Here is a 22119-nt window from a genome sequence, read left to right as displayed (position 1 = left end):
TACCTGCACTGCGATCTCCCAGCCTTTTCGTTTCAAGGAGCTGCCCGACATGAATATCAAGTTCCTAGAAACCTTCGTCTGGGTCGCCCGCTTGAAAAGCTTCCGGCTGACGGCGGAAAAGCTCTTCACCACCCAGGCGTCGATTTCCAGCCGTATCGCGGCCCTTGAAGATGAAATGGGCGTGCGCTTGTTCGTCCGCGATCCCAAGGGCGTATCGCTGACATCCGAAGGCCTGCGGGTACTCGAATATGCCGAGCGCATCATGGAAACCATGCAAAGCATGAAGGCGGTGATCAAGGATCCCCGTCAGGTGCGCGGTCGGATCCGCATCGGCGCGATGGACACGGTGATCCATACCTGGCTCAGCCCGTTGGTGACACGGCTGATGGAATGCTACCCGGCCCTGGAAATCGAGTTGTCGGCCGATACCGCGAGCAACCTGTGCTCGCAGCTGGAAAAAGGCTATCAGGACATCATCTTCCAAACCGACATCCTGCGCCTGGACAGCGTGCGCAATACGCTTTTGACCCGTTATCCGATGCATTGGGTGGTGCGCACCGGCTCCGCCTATGACCGCCATTATGCTTCGCTGGAAGAATTATCCCAGGAGCGCATCGTGACCTTTTCGCGCAACTCGCGTCCGCACCAGGACATCCTCAACTTGCTGCACTCGGCCAATATCGTCTCGCCGCGCATCAATTGCGTGAATTCGGCGTCGGCCATCACGCGGCTGGTGCGCGACGGCTTTGGCATCGGCGCCATGCCCGCGGCGCTGGTTCAAGGCGAACTGGCCCAGGGCACGTTGAGGCTGGTGGATGGCGTGCCGCTGCCCTCGGTGATGGACGTGGTCGCCAGCTGGCGCACCGGCGCGGGCATGGAGCGGGTCGAAGACATCGTCACCCAGACCCGGGAGGTGGTTGAAGAATTCAGCGCGCAACTGCCTGCCCAATACCGGCTGGCGGCGGACCCTGCCCCGGCAGGCTGTCAGTGAACTGCAACATCCCCGCCCTATCCTGAAACGAGCGCACCGCGGTGTACCGCTGGGTGCGGCCGCTCGGGATGGTCCAGGGAGTTCGCCATGAAGATCAGCGTGTTCGGCAGTGGTTACGTTGGATTGGTGCAAGCCGTCGTGTTGGCCGAGGTCGGTCATGACGTGGTGTGCATGGACATCGACGAGCAAAAGATCGAGAACCTGCGCCAGGGCCAGGTGAGTATTTTCGAACCCGGCCTGGCGACGCTGGTACGCGAGGGGCTCGATGCCGGGCGCTTACGTTTTACCAGCGACGAACAAATGGCCGTCCGGCATGGGCAGGTCGTGTTCATCGCCGTCGGCACGCCGTCCAGGGAAGACGGCTCGGCGGACTTACGCCAAGTCCTCGCCGTCGCTGAAGCCGTTGCCCGCTACGGCGAACAGCCGCTGGTGGTGGTGGAAAAGTCCACCGTGCCGGTGGGCACTGGCGATATCCTGCGCGCCCACATCGATAAGTGCCTGCTCAAGGCCGGGCGCCTGCTGCAATTCGATGTCGTGTCCAATCCCGAATTCCTCAAGGAGGGCTCCGCGGTCTCCGATTGCCGGCGTCCCGATCGCATCGTGATCGGCTGTGAGCGTGAGGAAGTTCGGGAAACCATGCGCGAGCTGTATGCGCCATTCAACCGCAACCACGACCGGATCCTGTTCATGGACGTGCGCAGCGCCGAGCTGACCAAATACGCGGCCAACGGCATGCTGGCGACCAAAATCAGCTTCATCAACCAGATCGCCGAACTGGCCGAACACCTCGGTGCCGACATCGAGTCGGTGCGCCAGGGCATAGGGGCCGACTCGCGCATCGGCTATCACTTCATTTATCCCGGTTGCGGCTACGGCGGTTCGTGCTTCCCCAAAGACATGCGGGCCTTGATCCATACAGCGCAGCAAGCCCATTGCGCCAGTGACCTGCTGCAGGCGGTGGAGTCCATCAATCTGCGGCAGAAACACAAACTGTTCGAACGCATCAATGCTTACTACCAGGGCGACTTGCACGGCAAGACCTTTGCCCTGTGGGGCCTGGCCTTCAAGCCCAACACCGACGACATGCGCGACGCCCCCAGTCGCATGCTCCTGGAAGCGTTGTGGGCGGCTGGGGCCAACGTCCGCGCGTTTGACCCCGAAGCAATGCAACAGACCCAGCTGCTCTACCCCAACGAGCCGAAACTGATGCTGATGGGAACGCCAGAGTCAGTCCTGGCCGGCGCCGATGCGTTGATCATCTGCACCGAATGGCAGTCGTTCAAGGCCCCCGATTTCCAGCTGATCCGGCAGCGCCTGAACGCACCGGTGATTTTTGATGGGCGAAACCTCTATGAACCGGAACGCATGGCGGACAGAGGTTTCGTCTATTTCCCGATGGGCCGCGGACAGTCATGCAGCTTGCCCATTGCCCACCAGCCTTGGTTACAAGCCAGAAGCGCTTGATCAAACTGCAAAATAAATGAACTCAACCAGCATTAATATGAATTTGTAAGCAAGAGAGCCGAACGGCACACTGTGCTCCGTTCCTCCCCCAAATGTTGGAACGCTTAAAGGGCTTTCTGGGATTCTCCCGTAAGCCCCTTTTTTTGTTGGCTTTTTGGATCTCCGCTTAATGTTTTCTCGCTGGTTCCCCGCTGCTATCAATACCCGTCCCACCGAATGGAGCCGTGCCGCGATCGGCATGGCTTTAGGAACAATGTTCAGTGTCTGGCTCTGCGGCCAGGTGTTTGGCCTCGAAGTGGCGCAACACCTGATCGGCCCTCTCGGGGCCTCGGCGGTATTGCTGTTCGCCGTGTCGTCGGGCGCCCTGGCCCAGCCTTGGTCGATTTTTGGCGGTTACCTCTGTGCTTCAGTCGTGGCGTTGCTGGTCGCCCATGTGCTCGGCCGAACACTGGGCAGCGCTTGCCTCGCAGCGGGCATGGCGCTGGTTCTGATGTGCTGGCTGCGTTGCCTGCACCCGCCGGCGGGGGCCTTGGCGGCCACGCTGGTGCTGGCGGATCATTCGATCATTGCCCTGGATTGGCAGGCGCTTGGCGCTTCGATGCTGGCCGGCTCCGGTCTGCTCGCCTTCGCATTGGCCTACAACAACCTGACGCGCGTACGCTACCCCAAGCGCGCCAGCGAGCCGGTCGCCGCCATTCCGGCCGACCACCCGCCCGTGGATCGCCAGGCCATCACCGCCGAAGACTTGAAGCTTGCGCTCGAGGAAATGGAAGCATTCTTCGACGTAACTCCCGAGGATCTCGAACAATTGATCCACGCCAGCGAGCGCCATGCCAAGCGCCGCAGCATCACGCAGGTGCTGTCGGGTCGCGGTTGAGCCTGTGGCTGCTATAAATATGCAGACAGGACCTGCACGTATCCCGGTTGTGCAATGCAAATTTGCACTGTTACGATCCCGATCGGGTACGCGCGACATTATTTATAAAGACAATAAAAGCAGGGAGTTAGCGATGACAGCTCAGGTTTCATCCCAAGCTGCGGACGGCGTCGAGACCGCGCCATACGAGGTGCTGTTCGACGTCCGCAACCACATTGGCCACTTGACCCTGAACCGCCCCGCCGGCCTCAATGCCCTTACCTTGGGCATGGTGCGCAGCATGCAACAGCAACTCGATGCCTGGGCGCAGGATGCGCAGATTCGCGCGGTGGTCCTTCGCGGTGCCGGCGACAAGGCGTTCTGTGCCGGCGGTGATATCCGCTCGCTGTACGACAGCCACAAGCAGGGCGATACCCTGCATGAAGACTTCTTCGTCGAGGAATACGCCCTCGACTTGACCATCCACCACTATCGCAAGCCCATTCTGGCCCTGTTGGACGGTTTCGTGCTGGGCGGCGGCATGGGCCTGGCGCAAGGCGCCGACCTGCGGGTAGTGACCGAGCGCACTCGCCTGGGCATGCCTGAAGTGTCCATCGGTTATTTCCCGGACGTGGGCGGCAGTTATTTCCTGCCGCGCATTCCCGGTGAGCTGGGGATCTACCTGGGCGTCAGTGGTGTGCACATCCGCGCCGCCGACGCGTTGTACTGTGGGCTCGCCGACTGGTACCTCGATAGCCGCAAGCTTGCCCAGCTCGATGAGCGTCTCGATCGACTGGAGTGGCGCGATACCCCACTCAAGGACTTGCAAAGCCTGCTGGCAAAAATGGCGGTTCAACAGCTACCTGCCCCGCCCCTCGCCGATTTGCGGTCCGTCATCGACCATTTCTTCGCTCTGCCCGATGTGCCGAGCATGGTCGAGCAGTTGCGTCAGGTCACGGTTGCCAACAGCCATGATTGGGCGATGGAAACCGCCAATCTGCTGGAAACCCGCTCGCCGTTGGCCATGGCGGTGACCCTGGAAATGTTGCGTCGCGGCCGTCATTTGAGCCTGGAAGACTGTTTCGCCCTCGAGCTGCACCTGGACCGCCAATGGTTCGAGCGCGGTGACCTGATCGAAGGCGTACGCGCCTTGCTGATCGATAAAGACAAGCGCCCGCGCTGGAACCCGCCGACCCTGGAGGCGCTGGACGCCTCGGTCGTGGCGAGTTTCTTCGACGGCCTCGACTACCACGGGAATTGATCATGCAAGACCTCGAGCTGACCGAAGAACAAGTGATGATCCGCGACATGGCCCGTGACTTCGCCCGCGGTGAAATCGCGCCCCACGCTCAGGCCTGGGAGAAAGCCGGGTGGATCGACGACAGCCTGGTGGCGAAGATGGGCGAGTTGGGCCTGCTGGGCATGGTCGTGCCGGAGGAATGGGGCGGCACCTATGTCGATTACGTGGCCTACGCCCTCGCCGTGGAAGAAATCTCCGCTGGCGACGGTGCGACGGGCGCATTGATGAGCATTCATAACTCGGTGGGTTGCGGGCCGGTCCTCAATTTCGGCACCGAAGAGCAGAAGCAGACGTGGCTGGCGGATCTTGCCAGCGGCCAGGCGATTGGCTGCTTTTGCCTGACCGAACCCCAGGCCGGCTCCGAAGCCCACAACCTGCGCACCCGCGCCGAGCTGCGGGACGGCCAATGGGTGATCAACGGCGCGAAGCAGTTCGTCAGCAATGGCAAACGGGCGAAGCTGGCGATCGTCTTCGCTGTGACCGACCCGGACCTGGGCAAGAAAGGCATCTCGGCGTTCCTGGTGCCGACCGATACCCCGGGCTTCAACGTCGATCGCTCCGAACACAAAATGGGCATTCGCGCTTCCGACACCTGCGCGGTGACATTGAGCAACTGCACCGTGCCCGAGGCCAATCTGCTGGGTGCTCGAGGCAAAGGCCTGGCCATTGCGCTCTCCAATCTCGAAGGCGGTCGCATCGGCATTGCCGCCCAGGCACTAGGCATCGCCCGCGCAGCGTTCGAAGCGGCATTGGCCTACTCCCGCGATCGTGTTCAGTTCGACAAGCCGATCATCGAGCACCAAAGCATCGCCAACCTGCTGGCCGACATGCACACCCGCCTGAACGCCGCCCGCCTGCTGATCCTCCATGCCGCGCGCCTGCGCAGCGCTGGCAAACCGTGCTTGTCGGAAGCGTCGCAAGCCAAGCTGTTTGCTTCGGAAATGGCCGAGAAAGTCTGCTCGTCGGCGATACAGATCCACGGGGGGTACGGGTATCTGGAGGATTATCCGGTGGAGCGCTACTACCGGGATGCGCGGATTACCCAGATCTACGAAGGATCTAGCGAAATACAACGCATGGTCATTGCCCGCGAACTCAAGCACTACCTGGCGTAACGGCGGGAAAAACATCGCGAGCTAGCTCGCTCCCACAGGGTTTGGAGGCGTACGCAATGGCGCGTACACCTCAGATCTACTGTGGGGGCGAGCTAGCTCGCGATGGGGTCAGTCGGAACGCCGCCTTACTTGTCCTGGAACGCCGCCGCACGCTTGGCCACGAACGCCGCCATGCCTTCCTTTTGGTCCTGTGTCGCAAACGCGGCGTGGAATACCCGCCGCTCGAAACGCACGCCTTCGGACAGGCTGACTTCAAAAGCGCGATTGACGCTTTCCTTGATCATCATGCTGATAGGCACGGACTTGGAGGCGATCAGTGCCGCCGTCTTCATTGCATCGTCCAGCAGCTCATCAGCCGGCACGATCCGCGCAACGATGCCGCAACGCTCGGCCTCGACCGCATCGATAAAACGCCCGGTGAGGCACATTTCCATAGCCTTGGCCTTGCCCACGGCGCGGGTCAGACGCTGGGTGCCGCCCATGCCCGGCAGCACGCCGAGGTTGATTTCCGGCTGGCCGAACTTGGCGTTGTCACCCGCCAGGATGAAGTCGCACATCAACGCCAATTCACACCCGCCGCCCAAGGCAAAACCGTTCACCGCCGCAATGATCGGCTTTCGGCGATTGGCAACGCGGTCGCTGTCGCTGAACAGATCGTCCAAATAGATTTGCGGGTAGGTCAGCTCGGCCATTTCTTTGATGTCGGCGCCGGCGGCGAAGGCTTTTTTCGAGCCGGTCAGCACGATGCAACCGATCTGCGGGTCCGCCTCCAGGCTGTCCAGCGCCTGGTTCAGCTCGCTGACAATCTGCGCGTTGAGCGCATTCAGCGCCTGAGGACGGTTTAGCGTGATCAGGCCGACGCGGTCCTTGATCTCCAACAAAATCGTTTCGTAATTCATGCAGGATTCCTTGTTCAAAGATTGCGCGAAATGACCATGCGCTGGATATCGCTGGTGCCTTCGTAAATCTGGCAGACCCGCACGTCGCGGTAGATGCGCTCCAGCGGGAAATCGTTGAGGTAACCGTAGCCGCCCAGGGTTTGCAGCGCCATGGAGCAGACCTTCTCGGCCATTTCCGAGGCGAACAGTTTGGCCATGGATGCTTCCACCAGCGCCGGCTGGCCGCCATCGCGCAGGGCTGCGGCATGATGAACCATCTGCCGTGCCACGGCGATCTGAGTCGCCATGTCGGCCAGACGGAACGCCACGGCCTGATGTTCGATAATCGGTTTGCCGAAACTCTGGCGCTCACGGGCATAGTCGCGCGCCGCTTCGAATGCCGCGCGGGCCATGCCCACCGACTGCGCGGCAATGCCGACCCGCCCGCCTTCCAGGTTCGCCAGGGCGATCTTGTAGCCCTCGCCCTCTTCTCCCAGCCGATTGGCGACGGGCACCTTCAGGTCCTCGAAGAGGATCTGGCAAGTGTCGGAGGCGTGCTGGCCGAGTTTGTCTTCGACCCGCGCCACGCTGTAGCCCGGCGAGTCGGTGGGCACGATGAAAGCACTGATACCGCGCTTGCCGGCGCTCGGATCGGTGACCGCAAACACGATGACCACCCCAGCGTTCTGCCCGGACGTGATGAACTGCTTGCTGCCGTTGAGCACGTAATGGTCGCCCTCCAACCGCGCCCTGGTCTTCAAGCTGCTGGCGTCGGAGCCGGCCTGAGGCTCGGTCAGGGCAAAGGCGCCGAGCATCGTGCCGCTGGCCAGGGGTGTGAGGAACCTGGCTTTCTGCTCGTCAGTGCCGAATTTCAGGATCGGCACGCAACCCACCGAGTTGTGCACACTCATGATGGTCGAGCACGCGCCGTCGCCGGCGGCGATTTCTTCCAGCGTCATCGCGTAGGCCAGGTAACCGGTGTCGCAGCCGCCCCACTGTTCCGGCACCAACATGCCGAAAAAGCCCAGCTCGGCCATTTCACCAATGGCCTCCTTGGGAAAACGATGCTCGCGGTCCCATTCAGCCGAGAACGGTTTCAAACGCTCCTGGGCGAATTGCCGAGCCATGTCGCGGATTTGTGTCTGTTCTTCAGTCGGGAGCATGGCAGTTCCTTAATACAGGCATTCAACGGCCATGGCCGTGGCTTCGCCGCCGCCGATGCAGATGGCCGCGACGCCGCGCTTGAGGCCCTTCTGGCGCAGGGCCGACAACAAGGTCACCAGGATCCGTGCGCCGGATGCACCGATCGGATGGCCCAAGGCGCAGGCGCCCCCATGGACGTTGACCTTGTCATGGGGGATTTCCAGCTTGTCCATCGTTACCACGCCCACCACGGCAAAAGCTTCGTTGACTTCGAACAGATCAACCTCGTCCAGCGACCAGCCAGTCTTGCCCATCAGCTTCTTGACCGCGCCAATCGGCGCCGTGGGAAACAGGCCCGGGGCGTCGGCAAAGGCCGCATGGCCATGGATGACCGCCAAAGGTTTCAAGCCGCGCTGTTGCGCCTGGCTCTGGCGCATCATCACCAGGGCTGCCGCGCCATCGGAAATCGAGCTGGAGTTGGCCGCCGTCACGCTACCGCCTTCGCGGAACGCCGGTTTGAGCGTGGGGATCTTGTCGATGCGTGCCTTGGGCGGTTGCTCGTCGTGGCGCACGGTGACCTGTTCCTTGCCGACCATGACCTGCAACGGCACGATTTCGGCATCGAAACTGCCATCCTCGATTGCCTGTTGCGCGCGGGTGGTGGACGCGATGGCGAAGGCATCCTGGGCCTCACGGCTGTAGCCGTTGGCCTCGGCGCAGTCTTCGGCAAAGGTGCCCATCAGGCGCCCCTTGTCGTAGGCGTCTTCGAGGCCGTCGAGGAACATGTGGTCCAGCACCTTGCCGTGGCCCATGCGCAAGCCGGCGCGAGCACGGTCCAGCAGATACGGGGCGTTGGACATGCTTTCCATGCCGCCCGCCACCACGACGTCGGCGCTGCCGGCGACGAGCATGTCATGGGCGAGGATCGCTGCTTCCATGCCCGAACCGCACATCTTGTTGAGTGTGGTGCAACGGGTCGATTTGTCGAGCCCGGCGCCGAGGGCTGCCTGCCGTGCCGGCGCCTGGCCTTGGCCTGCGGCGAGCACACACCCGAACAACACTTCTTCAACCGTGTCCGGTGCGATGCCGGCACGCTCCACGGCAGCCTTGATGGCGGCGGAACCCAGCTGCGGCGCGGTCAGACTTTTGAGTTCGCCCTGGAAGCCGCCCATCGGGGTGCGGACAGCGCTGACGATGACAATCGGATCATGGGACATGACAAATCCTCCTATTTGGCGGCCATGCGCAAGGCGCCGTCGAGACGGATTACCTCGCCGTTGAGCATGCTGTTTTCAATGATATGCCGGACCAGCGCCGCGTACTCGGCGGGTTTGCCCAGGCGCGGCGGGAACGGCACGCCGGCGGCCAGGGAGTCGCGCACTTGCGGGGTCATGCCGGCCATCATCGGGGTTTCGAAAATGCCCGGCGCGATGGTCATCACACGGATGCCGAAGCGTGCCAGCTCACGGGCGGCCGGCAGGGTCAGGCTGGCGATCGCACCCTTGGATGCGGCATAGGCTGCCTGGCCGATCTGGCCGTCGAAGGCCGCCACCGACGCGGTATTGATGATCACACCGCGCTCGCCGTCGGCGTTGGCTTCGGTTTCGGCAATGGCCGCAGCGGCCAGGCGCAACAGGTTGAAACTGCCGATCAGGTTGACGTTGATCACCTGGCTGAAACTGGCGAGGGCGTGAGGACCGTTCTTGCCGAGGATCTTCTCGCCGCGCACGATCCCTGCACAGTTGACCAAGCCGTTGAGGCCACCAAACGCATCGACCGTGGCCTTGACCGCCGCTTCGGCGGCTGCTTCGTTGCTGATGTCCGCGACCACGCTCTGGCAGCCAAGCCTTTGCGCCTGGGCGGCCACGGCGTCGGCGTTGAGGTCCAGCAGCATCACCTTGGCGCCGGCCTTGACCAGCATTTCACCGGTGGCCGCGCCGAGGCCGGAAGCGCCACCGCTGACGAGGAATATCTTGTTGTCGATCTGCATCATGGTTTCCTTGGATTCAAGCTGAAACGTTCTTCGCCGCAGCCTCTTGAGCTTTGGCGATTTCTTGGTTGCGCAAGATAAAGCGCTGCAATTTGCCGCTTGGGGTTTTCGGCAAGTCGCTGACAAATTCGATTTCTCGCGGATACGCATGGGCAGCGAGGCGCTTGCGCACGTGCAGCCGCAGTTCTTCGGCCAGCTCTGGCGCGGCGCGGTACTGGGCGCTGAGCACCACAAAGGCTTTGACCAGCTCGGTACGTTCCGGATCGGGCTTGCCGACCACGGCAGCTTCGACCACCGCCGGATGCTCGATCAACGCGCTTTCCACATCGAACGGGCCAACGCGATAGCCGGACGTGGTGATCACGTCATCGCTGCGCCCGACGAAGCTGATGCTGCCGTCCGGATTGAACTCGACGGTGTCGCCACTCAGGTAATAATCGCCGACGAAGGCCTTGGTCGGCCCGCCCTGGTAGCCGGCGAACCAACACATGGGTGACTGACTACGGTCGACCGCAAGAATGCCCGGTTGGCCGACCCCCAACTCCTGATTGCTTTCATCCAGCACCACGATGCGATGGCCCGGCGAGGCAAAACCCGCGGCGCCCTGGTGCACCGGATGCTTGAGGCCGTGGTGATTGCACAGCACCATGCCCAGTTCAGTCTGGCCGTAATGGTCGTGGATCACCACGTCCAGGTTGTCGGCGAACCAGCGGATCACTTCCGGATTCAGCGGCTCGCCGGCGCTGCTGACGATGCGCAGCTTGCCTTTGATTGAGCGGGCGAACTGCTCGCCGCCAGCGATCAGCAGGCGATAGGCCGTTGGCGAGCCCGCGAGGTTGGTGATCCCGTATTTATTGATGACCCGGCAGGTGCTGTCCAGGGTGAACGGGCCGTCGTAGAACGTGATCGGATGCCCCATCGCCAAAGGCCCGGTCACGCCAAAATAGATGCCGTAGGCCCAGCCGGGATCGGCAACGTTCCAGAACGCGTCTTCGGGGCGCAGGTCCACGGCGTCGCGCATGTAGCTCTGGAACGCCACGATCGCCTTGAGCGGCACCGACAACGCCTTGGCCGGGCCGGTGGTGCCGGAGGTGAACATCAGCAGGAACGGGTCTTCGCCAGTCAGCATCAGGGGTTCGCACTGGTTGGGCTGATTGGCGACTTCGGCCCAGAAGCTGAAATCGCCACGAACGATTCCCTCGCCCTTTTTCCCGCCGACCGTGACGACGATGGGGCAATCGGCAACCTCAGTGAGTTTTGGACGGTTGACGGCGTCAGTGACCACAACCCGTGCCCCGGAGCTGCCGAGGCGGTGTTCGATGGCTTTCGGGCCGAACGCGGTGAACAGCGGCTGGTACACCGCGCCGATGCGCCAGGTGGCGAGCACCACGATCAGTAATTCGGCAGTGCGCGGCAACAGGCCGGCCACCCTGTCACCCTTGCCGACGCCCTGGGCGCGCAGGAAATTGGCGAAGCGCGCCGCGTTGTCCTGCAGGTCACGGTAAGTCCAGGTCGCGTCACTGCCGTCACGGCCCTCCCAAAACAAGGCGATGCGCCCCGGCAAGGTGTGCCTGTCGCAGCATTCGACGCAGGCATTGAGCGCTTCGAGCGAGCCGTGCAACGAGGCATTGACGGTGTTCAGGTAATCGAACTGCGACGTGGCGGACGAATAATCGCGCATGACCAGAATCCCTCTGTACTTTTTATTGGTGGGGGGAACCGTGAATAGCAGGGAAATACTCGCGCCGAAGAGGCGGCGCGGCAATGGTCAAAGCCTTCAAGTTGCTTGACTGGTTTGGCCATGGACCAAAGTAGGCGTTGGCTGTGCGGGCCGTCAGCCCGCCTCGTTGAGAATCAAGCTGCGATAGTGCCCAGGATTGGACCCGGACCACTTGCGAAACGCCTTGTAGAACGAACTGGCGTCGGCGAACCCCAGGCGCGAGGCGATTTCCACGAAACTGATGGAAGGTTCGGCCAGCCAGGCAATGGCCAGCTCCTTGCGGACGCCGTCCTTGAGGCCCTGGTAGGTTTGCCCCTCCTCTGCCAGGCGTCGGCGCAGGGTCGAGGCGGAAACGCATAACCGCTGGGCCAGGGCCTCGGTTTCCGGCCACTGCTCGGCGGGCAGCTGGCGCAGGTCATGGCGAATGCGGCTGGAGAGGCTTTGCGGGTCGCGGTACTTGACCAGGATATTCGCCGGTGCCTGGGCCAGGAAGCGCTTGAGCTCCTCGGGACTGCGGCGGATGGGCAGGTCCAGGCAGTCGGCGGAAAAGATCATCCGCGTACGGGGCCGGTCGAAGCGCAGGTTCTGGGAGAACATGACGCGGTAATCATCACAGAAGTCGGGCTGCGGGCACCGCAACTCGACGGACAGGATCGGAATGCGTCGCCCGGCCAGCCAGCAGGCCACGCCATGGACGATCATCCAATAGGTGAAATACGTGAAGGCCCGGCGCGGTGTCTGGTCTTCTTCGAGCAGGACAATTTCCGCCAGGCTTTGTTGGCGAGCCCATTGCGCCGGCAGGTGTTCGAGCATCAGCGAAAGGAACCCCAGCCCCGCCGTCAGCCCGGACGCCAATGTCGGCTGGGCCATGGCGCAGCGGCACAGAAAGGCCAGGCTGCCGGACTTGAGCTTACGCGGGTCCATACCGAAAAATTCATCATCCAGGCGCCTCGCCAGCAGGCGCCAAAGCTGCGCATAGGCATGGGCCGGGACCCGCGCCTGGGCATCGCCGAGCAACGCCGGGTCGATGCCGACTTTGCGCAGCACCTCGTCGGTCGCAGCGCCAGGGGCACAGCTTTGCAGCAGTGCTTCGCGCACCAACTGGACCGAGATGGTGTCTTTTTCCGACATGGCCTGGGTTTTCACAGGATCCGGTAAAGCAGACGCTCTATTCGCACCCGGCTGACGCGCTTGAGGAACTTGCCCACCGCTGCGGGGTAATCCGGCAGGGTTTCCAGGTCCAGGTAGCGTTCGATTCGCTGGGTGTGCCGATAGATCCGCTCGAGCTCGGCCTGGCGCGGTCCCGACAACTCGCCCTTGGGATCGTCCAGCAACAGGGCATTTTCCAGGTCCAGGCGAAACGCCCGTGGGTTGAGGTTGTTGCCGGTGAGCAAGGTATAGCGCTCGTCCACCCACATGCCCTTGAGGTGGTAGGTATTGTCGCCGTCTCGCCACAGGTGCAGGTTCAACTGGCCGCTGTCGATGTAGCGCTGGTGCCGCTTGGCGAAGCGACGCAGGCTGATTTCGTACAGGTAGGGCAACGCGGCGATGATCTTGAACGGCTCGCTCGCAGGAATATAAAAATCGTTGGCGGTCTTGTCGCCAACGATGATGTCGATTCGCACGCCGCGAGCCAGGGCACGGTTGATTTCCCGCGTCACAGCCAATGGCAGGTTGAAATACGGCGTGCAGATGGTCAGTTGCTTGCGGCTGCCGGCGATCAGTTCACCGATCACCCTGCTCAGCGGGTTGTTCTTGCCGACGCCCAGCAACGGGCTCACCGACAGGCCATTCTTGTCGAGGCTGCCCGCCGTGGTGTCGTAGGCCGCGTACTTGAGGCGGCTGCGCAGGTCGCCGATGTCCTTGCGCAAACTGCGGGTGCTGGGCAGGTCCGGCAGGTCGAGGCGATGCACGGCCCTGGAGGCGATCAGGCCATGTTGCACCAGATGATGCATCGAATCGGCTAGCGGGGCGTTCTGCAGCAGGTGATAACGGTCGTAGCGGTACTTGTCGAACTTGTGCAGGTAGACGTTGTTGAGGCTCGCACCGCTGTAGAGCACACAGTCGTCGATCACGAAGCCTTTGAGGTGCAGTACCCCGAACAGCTCGCGGGTCTGCACCGGCACGCCGTAGATCGGCACTTCGCTGGCATGGGCGCGGGTCTGTTTTTGATACCACGCCGAGTTGCCCGGCTGTTTTTTGGCCCCGATCAGCCCACGTTGCGCCCGCAACCAGTCCACCACCACCGCAATGTCCAGTTCGGGACGTGCGGTTTTGGCGGCATGCAAGGCATCGAGGATTTCCTGGCCGGCCTCGTCCTCTTGCAGGTAGAGGGCGACGATGTAGATGCGCTGGGTGGCCTGGGCGATTTTCTCAAGCAGGCAACGGCGAAACTCGGCGGCACCGTCGAGGATCGTCACGGCGTCGGCGGTGAGTGGAAAGCTGCGCAGCTTGGGCAGCAAGGAACGTTTGAAAAGCGACGGCATAGGGCTCGCAAAAAGTCGATTCCGAAGAACCGATGAGCTTACACCATGACGCGTGGCTTGGGGTCTCCCCGTCGAGATGAAAAAATATTTGACCAAGGAGAATGACCGTTCTACTTTAGGTCGCATGAACGAAATCACTGGCACTGAAACACGAGACATCATCCTTGATGTCGCCGAAAAGTTGATCTACAGAAGTGGCATCGCGGCCACCGGCATGGATCTTCTGGTAAAAACCGCCGGCGTCTCCAGGAAGAGTATCTACCGCTACTTCGCCAACAAGGAGGAGCTCGTCGTCGCGGCGCTCAAGCGCCGTGATGAACGCTGGATGCAGTGGTTCAGCAGCGAAGTGGGCAAGGCGCCGACACCCCTCGCACGTTTGCTCAGCCTGTTTCCCGTGCTCAAGGGCTGGTTCCAGAGCGAAGGCTTCCGTGGTTGTGCATTCATCAACACCAGCGGCGAAACCGGCGACCCTCAGGACCCGGTCCGCCAGGTTGCGAAAATGCACAAACAGGCATTGCTCGAGTATGTGACCCGCTTGTGTACCGAACAGGGTATTGAGCAGCCGCACGTGCTTGCCCGACAGCTGCTCATCCTGATTGACGGCGCCATTACCCTCGCGCTCGTCATGGGCGATCACGATGCTGCCGATCAGGCCCAAGACGTCCTGAAGATGTTGTTGGCGATTGAATAAGCAACACGTGTAAACCGCAGGACCGCTCGTAAAGACCCTCGCTGTAAAGCAATCGTGCAACCCACGTTCATTATCTGGAGATTGGCCATGTCGTCCTCTGCCGTAGTTCGCCCACCGCTGCCACCTTTCACCCGTGAAACAGCTATCGAAAAAGTTCGCCTGGCCGAAGACGGCTGGAACGGTCGTGACCCGCAGAAAGTATCGCTGGCCTACACTCTCGATACTCAATGGCGTAACCGCGCTGAATTCGCCCATAACCGGGAAGAAGCGAAGGCCTTTTTGACCCGCAAGTGGGCCAAGGAACTCGACTACCGGCTTATCAAGGAGCTCTGGGCCTTTACTGGCAACCGTATTGCCGTGCGCTACGCCTATGAATGGCACGACGACTCGGGCAACTGGTTCCGCTCCTACGGCAATGAAAATTGGGAATTCGATGAGAACGGCCTGATGGCCAACCGCTACGCCTGCATCAATGACATGCCGATCAAGGAAAGCGAACGTAAATTTCATTGGCCGCTGGGACGTCGGCCGGACGATCACCCAGGCCTTTCTGAGCTGGGGCTGTAACCAAACCCTTGTGGGGGCGAGCCTGCTCGTGAATGCGGTGTATCAGCCAATGCAATATTGGATGGGCCGCCGCCTTCGCGAGCAGGTTCGTTCCCACATTGATCCCCGTGGCGTCAGGCACTACGTCGATTCAACAAGAATTCCAACACGTCAGGAATGAATCCCGGTCGCCGAGAATATCCACGGGGCAGACCCCGAAATTGATCGGATTGACACCGCCCAGGGCCACCACTCGCAACGTGCCGTCGGACTCGATGCGCTTGACCAGCATGGCGATCTCGTCCAGGTGCGCCATGATCCGGATCGACTGATTCGTCTTCGTGCCCGGCCTGGCGCCCTTGATCAGCCCGATGACATTGCCCGCCGGGTCGCCCCAGGTTTCGCCGCCCTGGCGAAACTGACGAGCGGCCCCCATGAAGCGCGGACAGGCGGCCTTCCCGAAGGGTTGACCGACACGCCGTCAGGCATCACATTGCCTGGATCGTCCCTACGCCGAAGGCGGTTTGTCGTGTTGCAGAGCTTGTGGAGCCCATGACCGCGTCGATGCCCATCCGTCCCCCCTGCCCGCCTGGTGTCTGTGATTGCGGGCGTGATGCGTTGCTGCAAACGCCGGGCAGCGATCTGCGCATCCTTTGCCTGAATCGCCAGGAAGAGAAACGCCTGCTTGAGCGACTGGAAAATATCCAGAGCCTGGACGAGCTTGAACGGTTGCAGCAGCGGTTGTTCGAGAACCTGGGTGTGCGGGTAACCATCGAGCCCGGCTATAACGAGGTTCGGACGATGCGCGGTATTGCCATCGAATTCCAGGAGCAGCCGGGGCTGTGCCGCAAGATTCGCCAGTCGATCCCGGCTGCGATTCGCCGGGGGCTGGAGAAGCGGCCTGAGATTGCCTGGCGGTTGCTGGACTCGCGGGATCTGTTTCGGGGTGGTTGAGGCTGCTCTTGGCCGGTTTGTATATCCGTCATCCTGGTAACGGATATACCTCCACTTCGGCGCCTTCGACCACAAAGGCACCGGCGGTCTCAATGGCTGGCGTGGAGGGTCTTGGGCACTTCAGGCATGGCCGATGAGTGATGGTTGATGATTTTCCACTGCCCGTCGAGTCGTTCATAGAGGAAGGTGTACCGCGCCTGGACCTCTCGCTTGGAACCGTCGGCCTGGGTCAGCGTGAACGTGTAGACCCCGCTGTCCATCGCAGCGTCGGCGCCTAGGTGACGGATCTCCCGGTAGTTGATTACCCCGACCGGCTTGGCCGCCAGGAAGTGCACGAAGTAATCCTGGATCTGGTCCGGTGTGCTGCGCACCTTGTTGGAAACAGTCGGTTGCAATACCGCATCCGGCGCGTAGAGGGCGGTCACCGCGCTGGCGCTGCCGGTTTGCAGTGCTGCGTTCCAGCGGTCGAAAAGCCCCGCTATTTCCCGGTCGGTTTGCTTTTGCGGTTGCTCGACGACGGTGCGATAGACGAACGGCGCGGTCTCCGCAGCCTGGACAAAGGGAGCAGCCAGCACGAAAAAAGCGGCGATGGCACAGGTTTTCATTTTCATCGTTGTGGTCCTTTGGGTTTCAATGGCCCCACTTTGCCGATCCCCGTAGCGCTCGCCATCGGCCAACCGGTGCTGATCGCCTATGCCATTCGGCAGATAGGCCAGGTGCCGATCCCAAGGTCTAATGTCGCCATCGCGAACCAGGCCGGTTCACGTCCACGCTGGAGTTCCCCCATGCAAAGCCCACCCCACGACCCTGGCAGCGCCCTGGCGATCCGCAGCCAATACCGCCAGTCGCAAAGCCGCGCGGCACGTTTGGGCCTTCTGTTGGGCACCGGGCACGAATTGACCCGCCTGCCCTTGGCGCAAATGCGCGAGCGCGCGGTGCAGCGAGCGTGCGCATTCGTCGCCATGGACCATGGCTTGTTGCTGGAGTGGACGCCGCAAGCCACGTTGCAAACCGTTGCCAGTCACGGCAGCGGCGATGGGCTCGATTTGCTTGCCCAGCTCGCGCAGCCGTCGGCGCCCGAACCGCAGTGGTTGGACTGTCCGGGGAAAACCCTGGCGCAGGTTCTGCGCGTGCCGCTGCGAGGCGCGGACGGCATCGTGTTCGGTGCCCTGCTGCTGGGTAACAGCGTGCCCCTCGGGGCCCCCGACAACGAGGACATCGAGTCGCTGCAATTGCTCGCGACGCTGCTGGCGGCGCACCTGGAAAACAGCCGGCTGCTCCAGGCGCTGCAAGCCCGTGAGCGGACCATGTCCGAGCTGGTCCATCGGCTATTCAGCGCCCAGGAAGACGAACGCAAGCGCGTGGCCTATGACCTTCACGATGGCCTTGCGCAGAACCTCGCGGGGCTGCATCAGCGCCTGCAAGGTTTCGCCGGCCGCTGCCCGCCGCTGTCGTCGACGCTGGACAGCGAACACCAGGCCATCCTCGACCTGGCCCAGCGTTGCGTCGGCGAGAGCCGGCAGTTGATCGGCGGCCTTCGCCCCCATGTACTGGACGATTTTGGCTTGTACACCGCCATCGACAAGGAAGCCGATCGCCTGCGTGACGCCGGGCTGACGGTGGATTGGGTCGAGCACAGCGCTGCGCGGCTGTCGGGAAACGCCGAGATTGCCCTGTTCCGCATCGCCCAGGAAGGCATCAACAATATCCTCAAGCATGCCCAGGCCAGGCATGTTTGCCTTGGCTTGGTGGTGCGTGACGGACGGGCAACGTTGCGGGTCGAGGACGATGGCCGCGGGTTTGCCCTCGAACCGCCCATCGAAAGCAATGGCTCCAGCCACCTGGGCCTGGCGGCCATGCAGGAACGTGCCAGCCTCCTGGGAGGCCATCTGGACTGTCGCAGCGAACGCAACGGTGGTACTCGGCTGTTGGCCAGCGTGCCCCTGCCAACCCATGGAGTCCAATCATGAACCGTCCTCTGCGCGTGCTGTTGGCCGATGATCACGAAGTGACCCGCACCGGTTTCATTTCAATGCTTTGCGGTATCGAGGGCTTCGAGGTGGTCGGCCAGGCCAGAGACGGCCAGGAGGCGCTCGATTTGTGCCAGCAGCTGCAACCGGACATCGCGATCCTGGATATTCGCATGCCGGTGCTCAATGGCCTCGGCGCGGCGCGCATCCTGAAACAACGCCAGCCGCAGCTCAAGGTCATGATTTTCACCATGGACGACAGCCCCGACCACCTGGAAGCGGCCATCGGCGCGGGCGCCGTCGGTTATCTGCTCAAGGATGCCAGTCGCGCCGAGTTGATCGATGCGCTCAGAAGGGTCGCCCAGGGAGAGGAAGCCTTGAACAGCTCGGTCAGTGCCCGCCTCTTGCGGCGCATGGCCGAGCGCGGCGCCGGAGGAACAACTCAGGTCCAGGCCCTGACCGCCCGTGAGCGGCAGGTGCTCGGCCTGGTCGCCAGTGGTTTCAGCAATCGTGAAATCGGCGAAAAACTCGGCATCGCCCCCGGCACCGCAAAGGCCCATGTCGAGCGGGTCATCGGCAAGCTTGGCGCCGCCGACCGCACCCAGGCCGCGGTGCGCGGTGTCGCCCTGGGGTTGGTCGCGCAACCGACGGGGCAATGGCCATGAAGATCCTCGCGGCCCGTCGCTGGGCCGACCTGCCCTTGCGGGGCAAGGCATTGGTGGTGATTTCCCTGCCGCTGGTTGTCCTGTTGCTGTCACTGGTGCTGATCTACATCACCGAGCGCCAGACCGCACGCGCCGAAGAGGATGTGCGCCGGGTGCTGCTGGTACAGGGCGACATCCAGGCGGTGCACACCCTACTGGCCGAAGCAGCCGCCAGCGTGCGCGGTTACCTGCTGACCCGCCGCGAAGATTTCCTGCCCGGCTACGAACAGGCCACCCCAAAGATCCAGGCCGCACTGCAACGCCTGGATCATAATATCCGCGACGCCAGAATGCGCGAGCACCTCAAGACCATCACACCGCTGATCACTGAAAAGCTCAACGGACTGGTCTCCCTGCGCACCGGCAAAGGCGACGACACCGCGACCATCACCGCCATCCTGATCGAAAACAAACAAGTGCTGGACGTGCTGCGCGAGCAGATCAGCGCCATGCGTATCCGTGAGGACGCCCTGCTCACCGACCGCAGCGCCGCCGCTTCCGCTACGCGCATGCGCCTGTTGTTCGCGACTCTGCTGGCGGCGCTGTGCGGACTGTTCGGCGCCATCGTTGCAGTGCTGTTCCTGTCCAAGGGCATCGTCGCCCGGGTCCAGAAGGTGCAAGGCAACGCCCAGCGTCTGGCGCTGGGCCAACCGCTGTTGCCACAACCACCGGAGCGCGATGAGATCGGCCAGTTGGGCACGCGCCTGGTGGAGGCTGGGCAATTATTGGCCGAGCGCGAACGAGCCTTGCGCGACAACGAAGAACGCCTGCGGCTGATCATCGATGGGGTGAAGGACTACGGGATCTTCGCCCTGGACGCCCAAGGCCACGTGATCACTTGGAACGTCGGCGCCGAACGGATCAAGGGCTATACCGAACAGGAAGTGCTCGGCCGGCATTTCTCGTTGTTCTACCTGGCCGAAGAATGCCCGGCGCATCCAAACATGGCCTTGCTCGCGGCCACCCGCGAAGGTCATTACATGGAAGAAGGCTGGCGATGCCGCAAGGACGGCAGTCGTTTCTGGGCCAGCGTGGTGATTACCGCCCAATACGACAGCACCGGCGCCCTGCGAGGCTTCTCCAAGATCACTCGGGACATCACCGACCGACGTGCCGCCGAGATAGCCCTGCGCACCGCCCGTGAAGAAGCCGAAAGCGCCAGTCGCGCCAAGAGTGAGTTCTTGTCGCGCATGAGTCATGAACTGCGCACGCCGTTGAATTCAATCCTGGGCTTCGCGCAACTGCTGGACATGGATTCCATTGCCGGCCAGCGCCCGCAAGTCAGCCACATCCTGCGAGCCGGTCAGCACTTGTTGGCGTTGATCAACGAGGTACTCGACATCGCCCGGATCGAAGCTGGCCGCCTGCCCCTGAACATCGAACCGATCGGATTGCCGGCGGTGCTGCACGAAGCGTTGACGCTGGTGTCGCCGATGGCGGCCGACGCCGGGATCCATCTGGCCGAGCTTGCATCGCTGCCCGAGGGCAGCGGCGTGCTTGCCGATCGCCAGCGCCTGGTGCAGGTATTGCTGAACTTGCTGTCCAATGCCATCAAATACAACCAGCCGGGTGGCGAAGTACGCATTGAGGTCACGGCTGAAGCTCCCCATGTCAGTATCGCCATCAGCGACACCGGGCGTGGCATCGCCCCCGAGCTGTTGGATCAGCTGTTCAAGCCATTCGAGCGCCTCGGCGCGGATCCCCAGATCGAAGGCACCGGGCTCGGCCTTTCGCTGAGCAAGAGCCTGCTGGAGATGATGCAAGGCAGCCTGCAAGTACGCAGCGATCCGGGACAAGGCTGTTGCTTCACCTTGCGACTGCCCGGCGCCCGGGTATCCGGCGCTCACCTGCCGCCCATGGTTGCGCTGGAAGTGGCACGCCCACGCACCGAATTCGACGGCAAGGTGCTGTGCATCGAGGACAACCTGTCTAGCCTCGCCCTGATCGAGACCCTGATGCAACGCCGTCCAGGCATTCAGTTGCTGTCCAGCATGCAAGGCCAGATGGGCCTCGACCTGGCTCGCCAGCACGCGCCGCAATTGATCCTGCTGGACGTGACATTGCCCGATCTGGATGGCCTGGAAGTTCTTCGCCGCCTGCGCCAATCCCCGACCACGGCCTACACGCCGGTGTTGATGATCACCGCCGATGCCAGCGACCTGTCCCACCGCGCCCTGCTTGACGCCGGCGCCACGGCGATCCTCACCAAACCCATTCATATCCAGGCCTTTCTTGGCCACCTTGAGCGTTATCTACCGGAGTCCGCATGAATCGCGACCTGCGCATCCTGATCATCGACGATCAGCGCCCCAACCTGGATCTGATGGAGCAATTGCTCGCCCGCGAAGGGCTGCACAATGTACTGAGCAGCACCGAACCGCTGCGCACCCTTGACCTGTTCAACAGTTTCGAGCCGGACCTGGTCATCCTGGACCTGCACATGCCTGCGTTCGATGGCTTCGCGGTGCTGGAGCAGCTCAACCGGCGGATCCCGGCCAATGATTACCTGCCGATCCTGGTCCTGACGGCCGACGCGACCCGCGACACCCGCCTGCGTGCCCTGGCGCTGGGCGCGCGCGACTTCATCAGCAAACCCCTCGATGCGCTGGAAACCATGTTGCGCGTGTGGAACCTGTTGGAAACCCGCGCCCTCTATAAATCCTTGCGCACCTTGATTCCCGCCCAACAAATCGAATTGTTGCGCCAGCACCGGCCAAGCGCTGATGCGGCCCAGCACGGAAGCGATTGAATGGCTTTCAGGCTCTCTTGCCACAAGGGCACAGCAGGTGCTCAATGCCCGCGAATGTAATGCTCCAACTGCCGGATCAGGTCCGCTTGTTCGACGATCGCTTCCTTGACCAGGTCGCCAATGGACAACAGCCCGATCAGCTCGCCGTTTTCCAGCACCGGCAAATGCCGCAGGTGGCTGTCGGTCATGACCGCCATGCAGCGGTCGATGCTCTGCTGGCTGTCGGCGGTGATCACCGGCGTGCTCATGATGGTGCGAACCGCAGTGCCCACGGATGAACGGCCCTTGAGGACCATCTTGCGCGCGTAGTCCCGCTCGCTGAACACCCCCACCACCTGCCCGCCTTCGATCACCGGCAGCGCACCGACATTTTTCTCGGCCATGATCTGCAACGCTTCGAGCACGGTCTGATCCGGTGCGATGCTGTGGACCCGCTGGTTCTGTACGCTCTTGAGCCTTACCAGTTGCGCGGCGGTCTTCATTACTAATCCCCAATCTCAAACAAAAGTGGCCGCTGTCGTGGCGAGGGAGCTTGCTCCCGCTGGGCTGCGCAGCGGCCCAA

The 22119-nt window shown here is 62.4% G+C and carries 21 protein-coding genes and 1 pseudogene; 12 read left to right on the top strand and 10 right to left on the bottom strand.

The features are described from left to right. Positions 1-49 precede the first annotated feature (49 nt). The 5 genes from ACLK1G_RS02400 to ACLK1G_RS02380 all read left to right on the top strand — a co-directional run bounded on the left by ACLK1G_RS02400 (position 50) and on the right by ACLK1G_RS02380 (position 5726). Entirely contained in the window at positions 50-991 is a 942-nt protein-coding gene (locus tag ACLK1G_RS02400) for a LysR family transcriptional regulator (protein WP_420763950.1), read from the top strand. An 87-nt stretch (positions 992-1078) separates the two neighbouring features. Beyond that, the gene (locus ACLK1G_RS02395) at positions 1079-2455 is read left to right on the top strand and encodes a UDP-glucose dehydrogenase family protein (RefSeq protein ID WP_420763949.1); all 1377 of its coding nucleotides are present in this window, start codon (positions 1079-1081) and stop codon (positions 2453-2455) included. 169 nt (positions 2456-2624) lie between these two features. Beyond that, complete coding sequence (locus ACLK1G_RS02390) at positions 2625-3332, top strand: HPP family protein (protein ID WP_420763948.1); 708 nt, start codon at positions 2625-2627, stop codon at positions 3330-3332. A gap of 133 nt (positions 3333-3465) precedes the next feature. Beyond that, on the top strand, positions 3466-4572 hold the full coding sequence (locus ACLK1G_RS02385) for an enoyl-CoA hydratase/isomerase family protein (protein ID WP_420763947.1): 1107 nt from the start codon (positions 3466-3468) through the stop codon (positions 4570-4572). A gap of 2 nt (positions 4573-4574) precedes the next feature. Next, the gene (locus ACLK1G_RS02380; RefSeq protein ID WP_420763946.1) at positions 4575-5726 is read left to right on the top strand and encodes an acyl-CoA dehydrogenase family protein; all 1152 of its coding nucleotides are present in this window, start codon (positions 4575-4577) and stop codon (positions 5724-5726) included. Between the two features lie 125 nt (positions 5727-5851). On the opposite strand, the gene ACLK1G_RS02375 is transcribed toward ACLK1G_RS02380, so the two are convergent. The 7 genes from ACLK1G_RS02375 to pssA all read right to left on the bottom strand — a co-directional run bounded on the left by ACLK1G_RS02375 (position 5852) and on the right by pssA (position 13943). Next, positions 5852-6625 (bottom strand): enoyl-CoA hydratase, encoded by a 774-nt coding sequence (locus ACLK1G_RS02375; protein WP_420763945.1) that lies wholly within the window; start codon positions 6623-6625, stop codon positions 5852-5854. 14 nt (positions 6626-6639) lie between these two features. Then, the gene (locus ACLK1G_RS02370; RefSeq protein WP_420763944.1) at positions 6640-7767 is read right to left on the bottom strand and encodes an acyl-CoA dehydrogenase; all 1128 of its coding nucleotides are present in this window, start codon (positions 7765-7767) and stop codon (positions 6640-6642) included. A 9-nt stretch (positions 7768-7776) separates the two neighbouring features. After that, the gene (locus ACLK1G_RS02365; RefSeq protein ID WP_420763943.1) at positions 7777-8964 is read right to left on the bottom strand and encodes an acetyl-CoA C-acyltransferase; all 1188 of its coding nucleotides are present in this window, start codon (positions 8962-8964) and stop codon (positions 7777-7779) included. A gap of 11 nt (positions 8965-8975) precedes the next feature. Then, entirely contained in the window at positions 8976-9737 is a 762-nt protein-coding gene (locus ACLK1G_RS02360; protein ID WP_420763942.1) for an SDR family NAD(P)-dependent oxidoreductase, read from the bottom strand. Between the two features lie 16 nt (positions 9738-9753). Continuing rightward, a complete protein-coding gene (locus ACLK1G_RS02355; RefSeq protein ID WP_420763941.1) occupies positions 9754-11418 on the bottom strand; it encodes an AMP-binding protein in 1665 nt (554 codons plus the stop codon). A gap of 153 nt (positions 11419-11571) precedes the next feature. Then, positions 11572-12588 carry an AraC family transcriptional regulator gene (locus ACLK1G_RS02350; protein ID WP_420763940.1) on the bottom strand — a complete coding sequence of 339 codons (1017 nt, stop codon included), beginning with the start codon at positions 12586-12588 and terminating at the stop codon, positions 11572-11574. An 11-nt stretch (positions 12589-12599) separates the two neighbouring features. Continuing rightward, on the bottom strand, positions 12600-13943 hold the full coding sequence (gene pssA / locus ACLK1G_RS02345) for a CDP-diacylglycerol--serine O-phosphatidyltransferase (protein ID WP_420763939.1): 1344 nt from the start codon (positions 13941-13943) through the stop codon (positions 12600-12602). A gap of 124 nt (positions 13944-14067) precedes the next feature. Between pssA and ACLK1G_RS02340 the strand changes: the two genes are divergently transcribed. Both ACLK1G_RS02340 and ACLK1G_RS02335 read left to right on the top strand, forming a co-directional pair. Beyond that, positions 14068-14634 (top strand): TetR/AcrR family transcriptional regulator, encoded by a 567-nt coding sequence (locus tag ACLK1G_RS02340; RefSeq protein WP_420763938.1) that lies wholly within the window; start codon positions 14068-14070, stop codon positions 14632-14634. An 87-nt stretch (positions 14635-14721) separates the two neighbouring features. Continuing rightward, a complete protein-coding gene (locus tag ACLK1G_RS02335; RefSeq protein WP_420763937.1) occupies positions 14722-15201 on the top strand; it encodes a nuclear transport factor 2 family protein in 480 nt (159 codons plus the stop codon). Between the two features lie 166 nt (positions 15202-15367). On the opposite strand, the pseudogene ACLK1G_RS02330 reads toward ACLK1G_RS02335, so the two are convergent. Continuing rightward, positions 15368-15583: pseudogene (locus tag ACLK1G_RS02330) on the bottom strand (M42 family peptidase); the annotation flags it as partial. Between the two features lie 149 nt (positions 15584-15732). Here ACLK1G_RS02330 and ACLK1G_RS02325 point away from each other — a divergent pair. Further along, on the top strand, positions 15733-16134 hold the full coding sequence (locus tag ACLK1G_RS02325; RefSeq protein WP_420763936.1) for a hypothetical protein: 402 nt from the start codon (positions 15733-15735) through the stop codon (positions 16132-16134). Between the two features lie 89 nt (positions 16135-16223). Here the strand turns inward: ACLK1G_RS02325 and ACLK1G_RS02320 are convergent, their stop codons facing one another. Then, entirely contained in the window at positions 16224-16745 is a 522-nt protein-coding gene (locus ACLK1G_RS02320; RefSeq protein ID WP_420763935.1) for an SgcJ/EcaC family oxidoreductase, read from the bottom strand. 174 nt (positions 16746-16919) lie between these two features. Here ACLK1G_RS02320 and ACLK1G_RS02315 point away from each other — a divergent pair, with 174 nt between their 5' ends. Genes ACLK1G_RS02315 through ACLK1G_RS02300 form a run of 4 tightly spaced genes read left to right on the top strand, consistent with a single transcriptional unit; the run spans position 16920 to position 21557 of the window. Then, positions 16920-18104 carry a sensor histidine kinase gene (locus tag ACLK1G_RS02315; protein ID WP_420763934.1) on the top strand — a complete coding sequence of 395 codons (1185 nt, stop codon included), beginning with the start codon at positions 16920-16922 and terminating at the stop codon, positions 18102-18104. Continuing rightward, entirely contained in the window at positions 18101-18769 is a 669-nt protein-coding gene (locus ACLK1G_RS02310) for a response regulator (RefSeq protein WP_420763933.1), read from the top strand. The genes ACLK1G_RS02315 and ACLK1G_RS02310 overlap by 4 nt, the downstream gene beginning before the upstream one ends. Continuing rightward, positions 18766-21078, top strand: a complete 2313-nt coding sequence (locus tag ACLK1G_RS02305; protein WP_420763932.1) for an ATP-binding protein — start codon at positions 18766-18768, stop codon at positions 21076-21078. The genes ACLK1G_RS02310 and ACLK1G_RS02305 overlap by 4 nt, the downstream gene beginning before the upstream one ends. Continuing rightward, entirely contained in the window at positions 21075-21557 is a 483-nt protein-coding gene (locus ACLK1G_RS02300) for a response regulator (RefSeq protein WP_420763931.1), read from the top strand. The genes ACLK1G_RS02305 and ACLK1G_RS02300 overlap by 4 nt, the downstream gene beginning before the upstream one ends. A 41-nt stretch (positions 21558-21598) precedes the next feature. Here ACLK1G_RS02300 and ACLK1G_RS02295 read toward each other — a convergent pair whose 3' ends face one another. Further along, entirely contained in the window at positions 21599-22039 is a 441-nt protein-coding gene (locus ACLK1G_RS02295) for a CBS domain-containing protein (protein WP_420763930.1), read from the bottom strand. Between the last annotated feature and the right edge of the window lie 80 nt (positions 22040-22119).

Source organism: Pseudomonas algeriensis, from assembly GCF_048847255.1.
Classification (GTDB): Bacteria; Pseudomonadota; Gammaproteobacteria; order Pseudomonadales; family Pseudomonadaceae; genus Aquipseudomonas.
The sequence above is the reverse complement of the archived record's forward strand: the minus strand, read 5'-3'. Positions and strand labels throughout refer to the sequence as shown.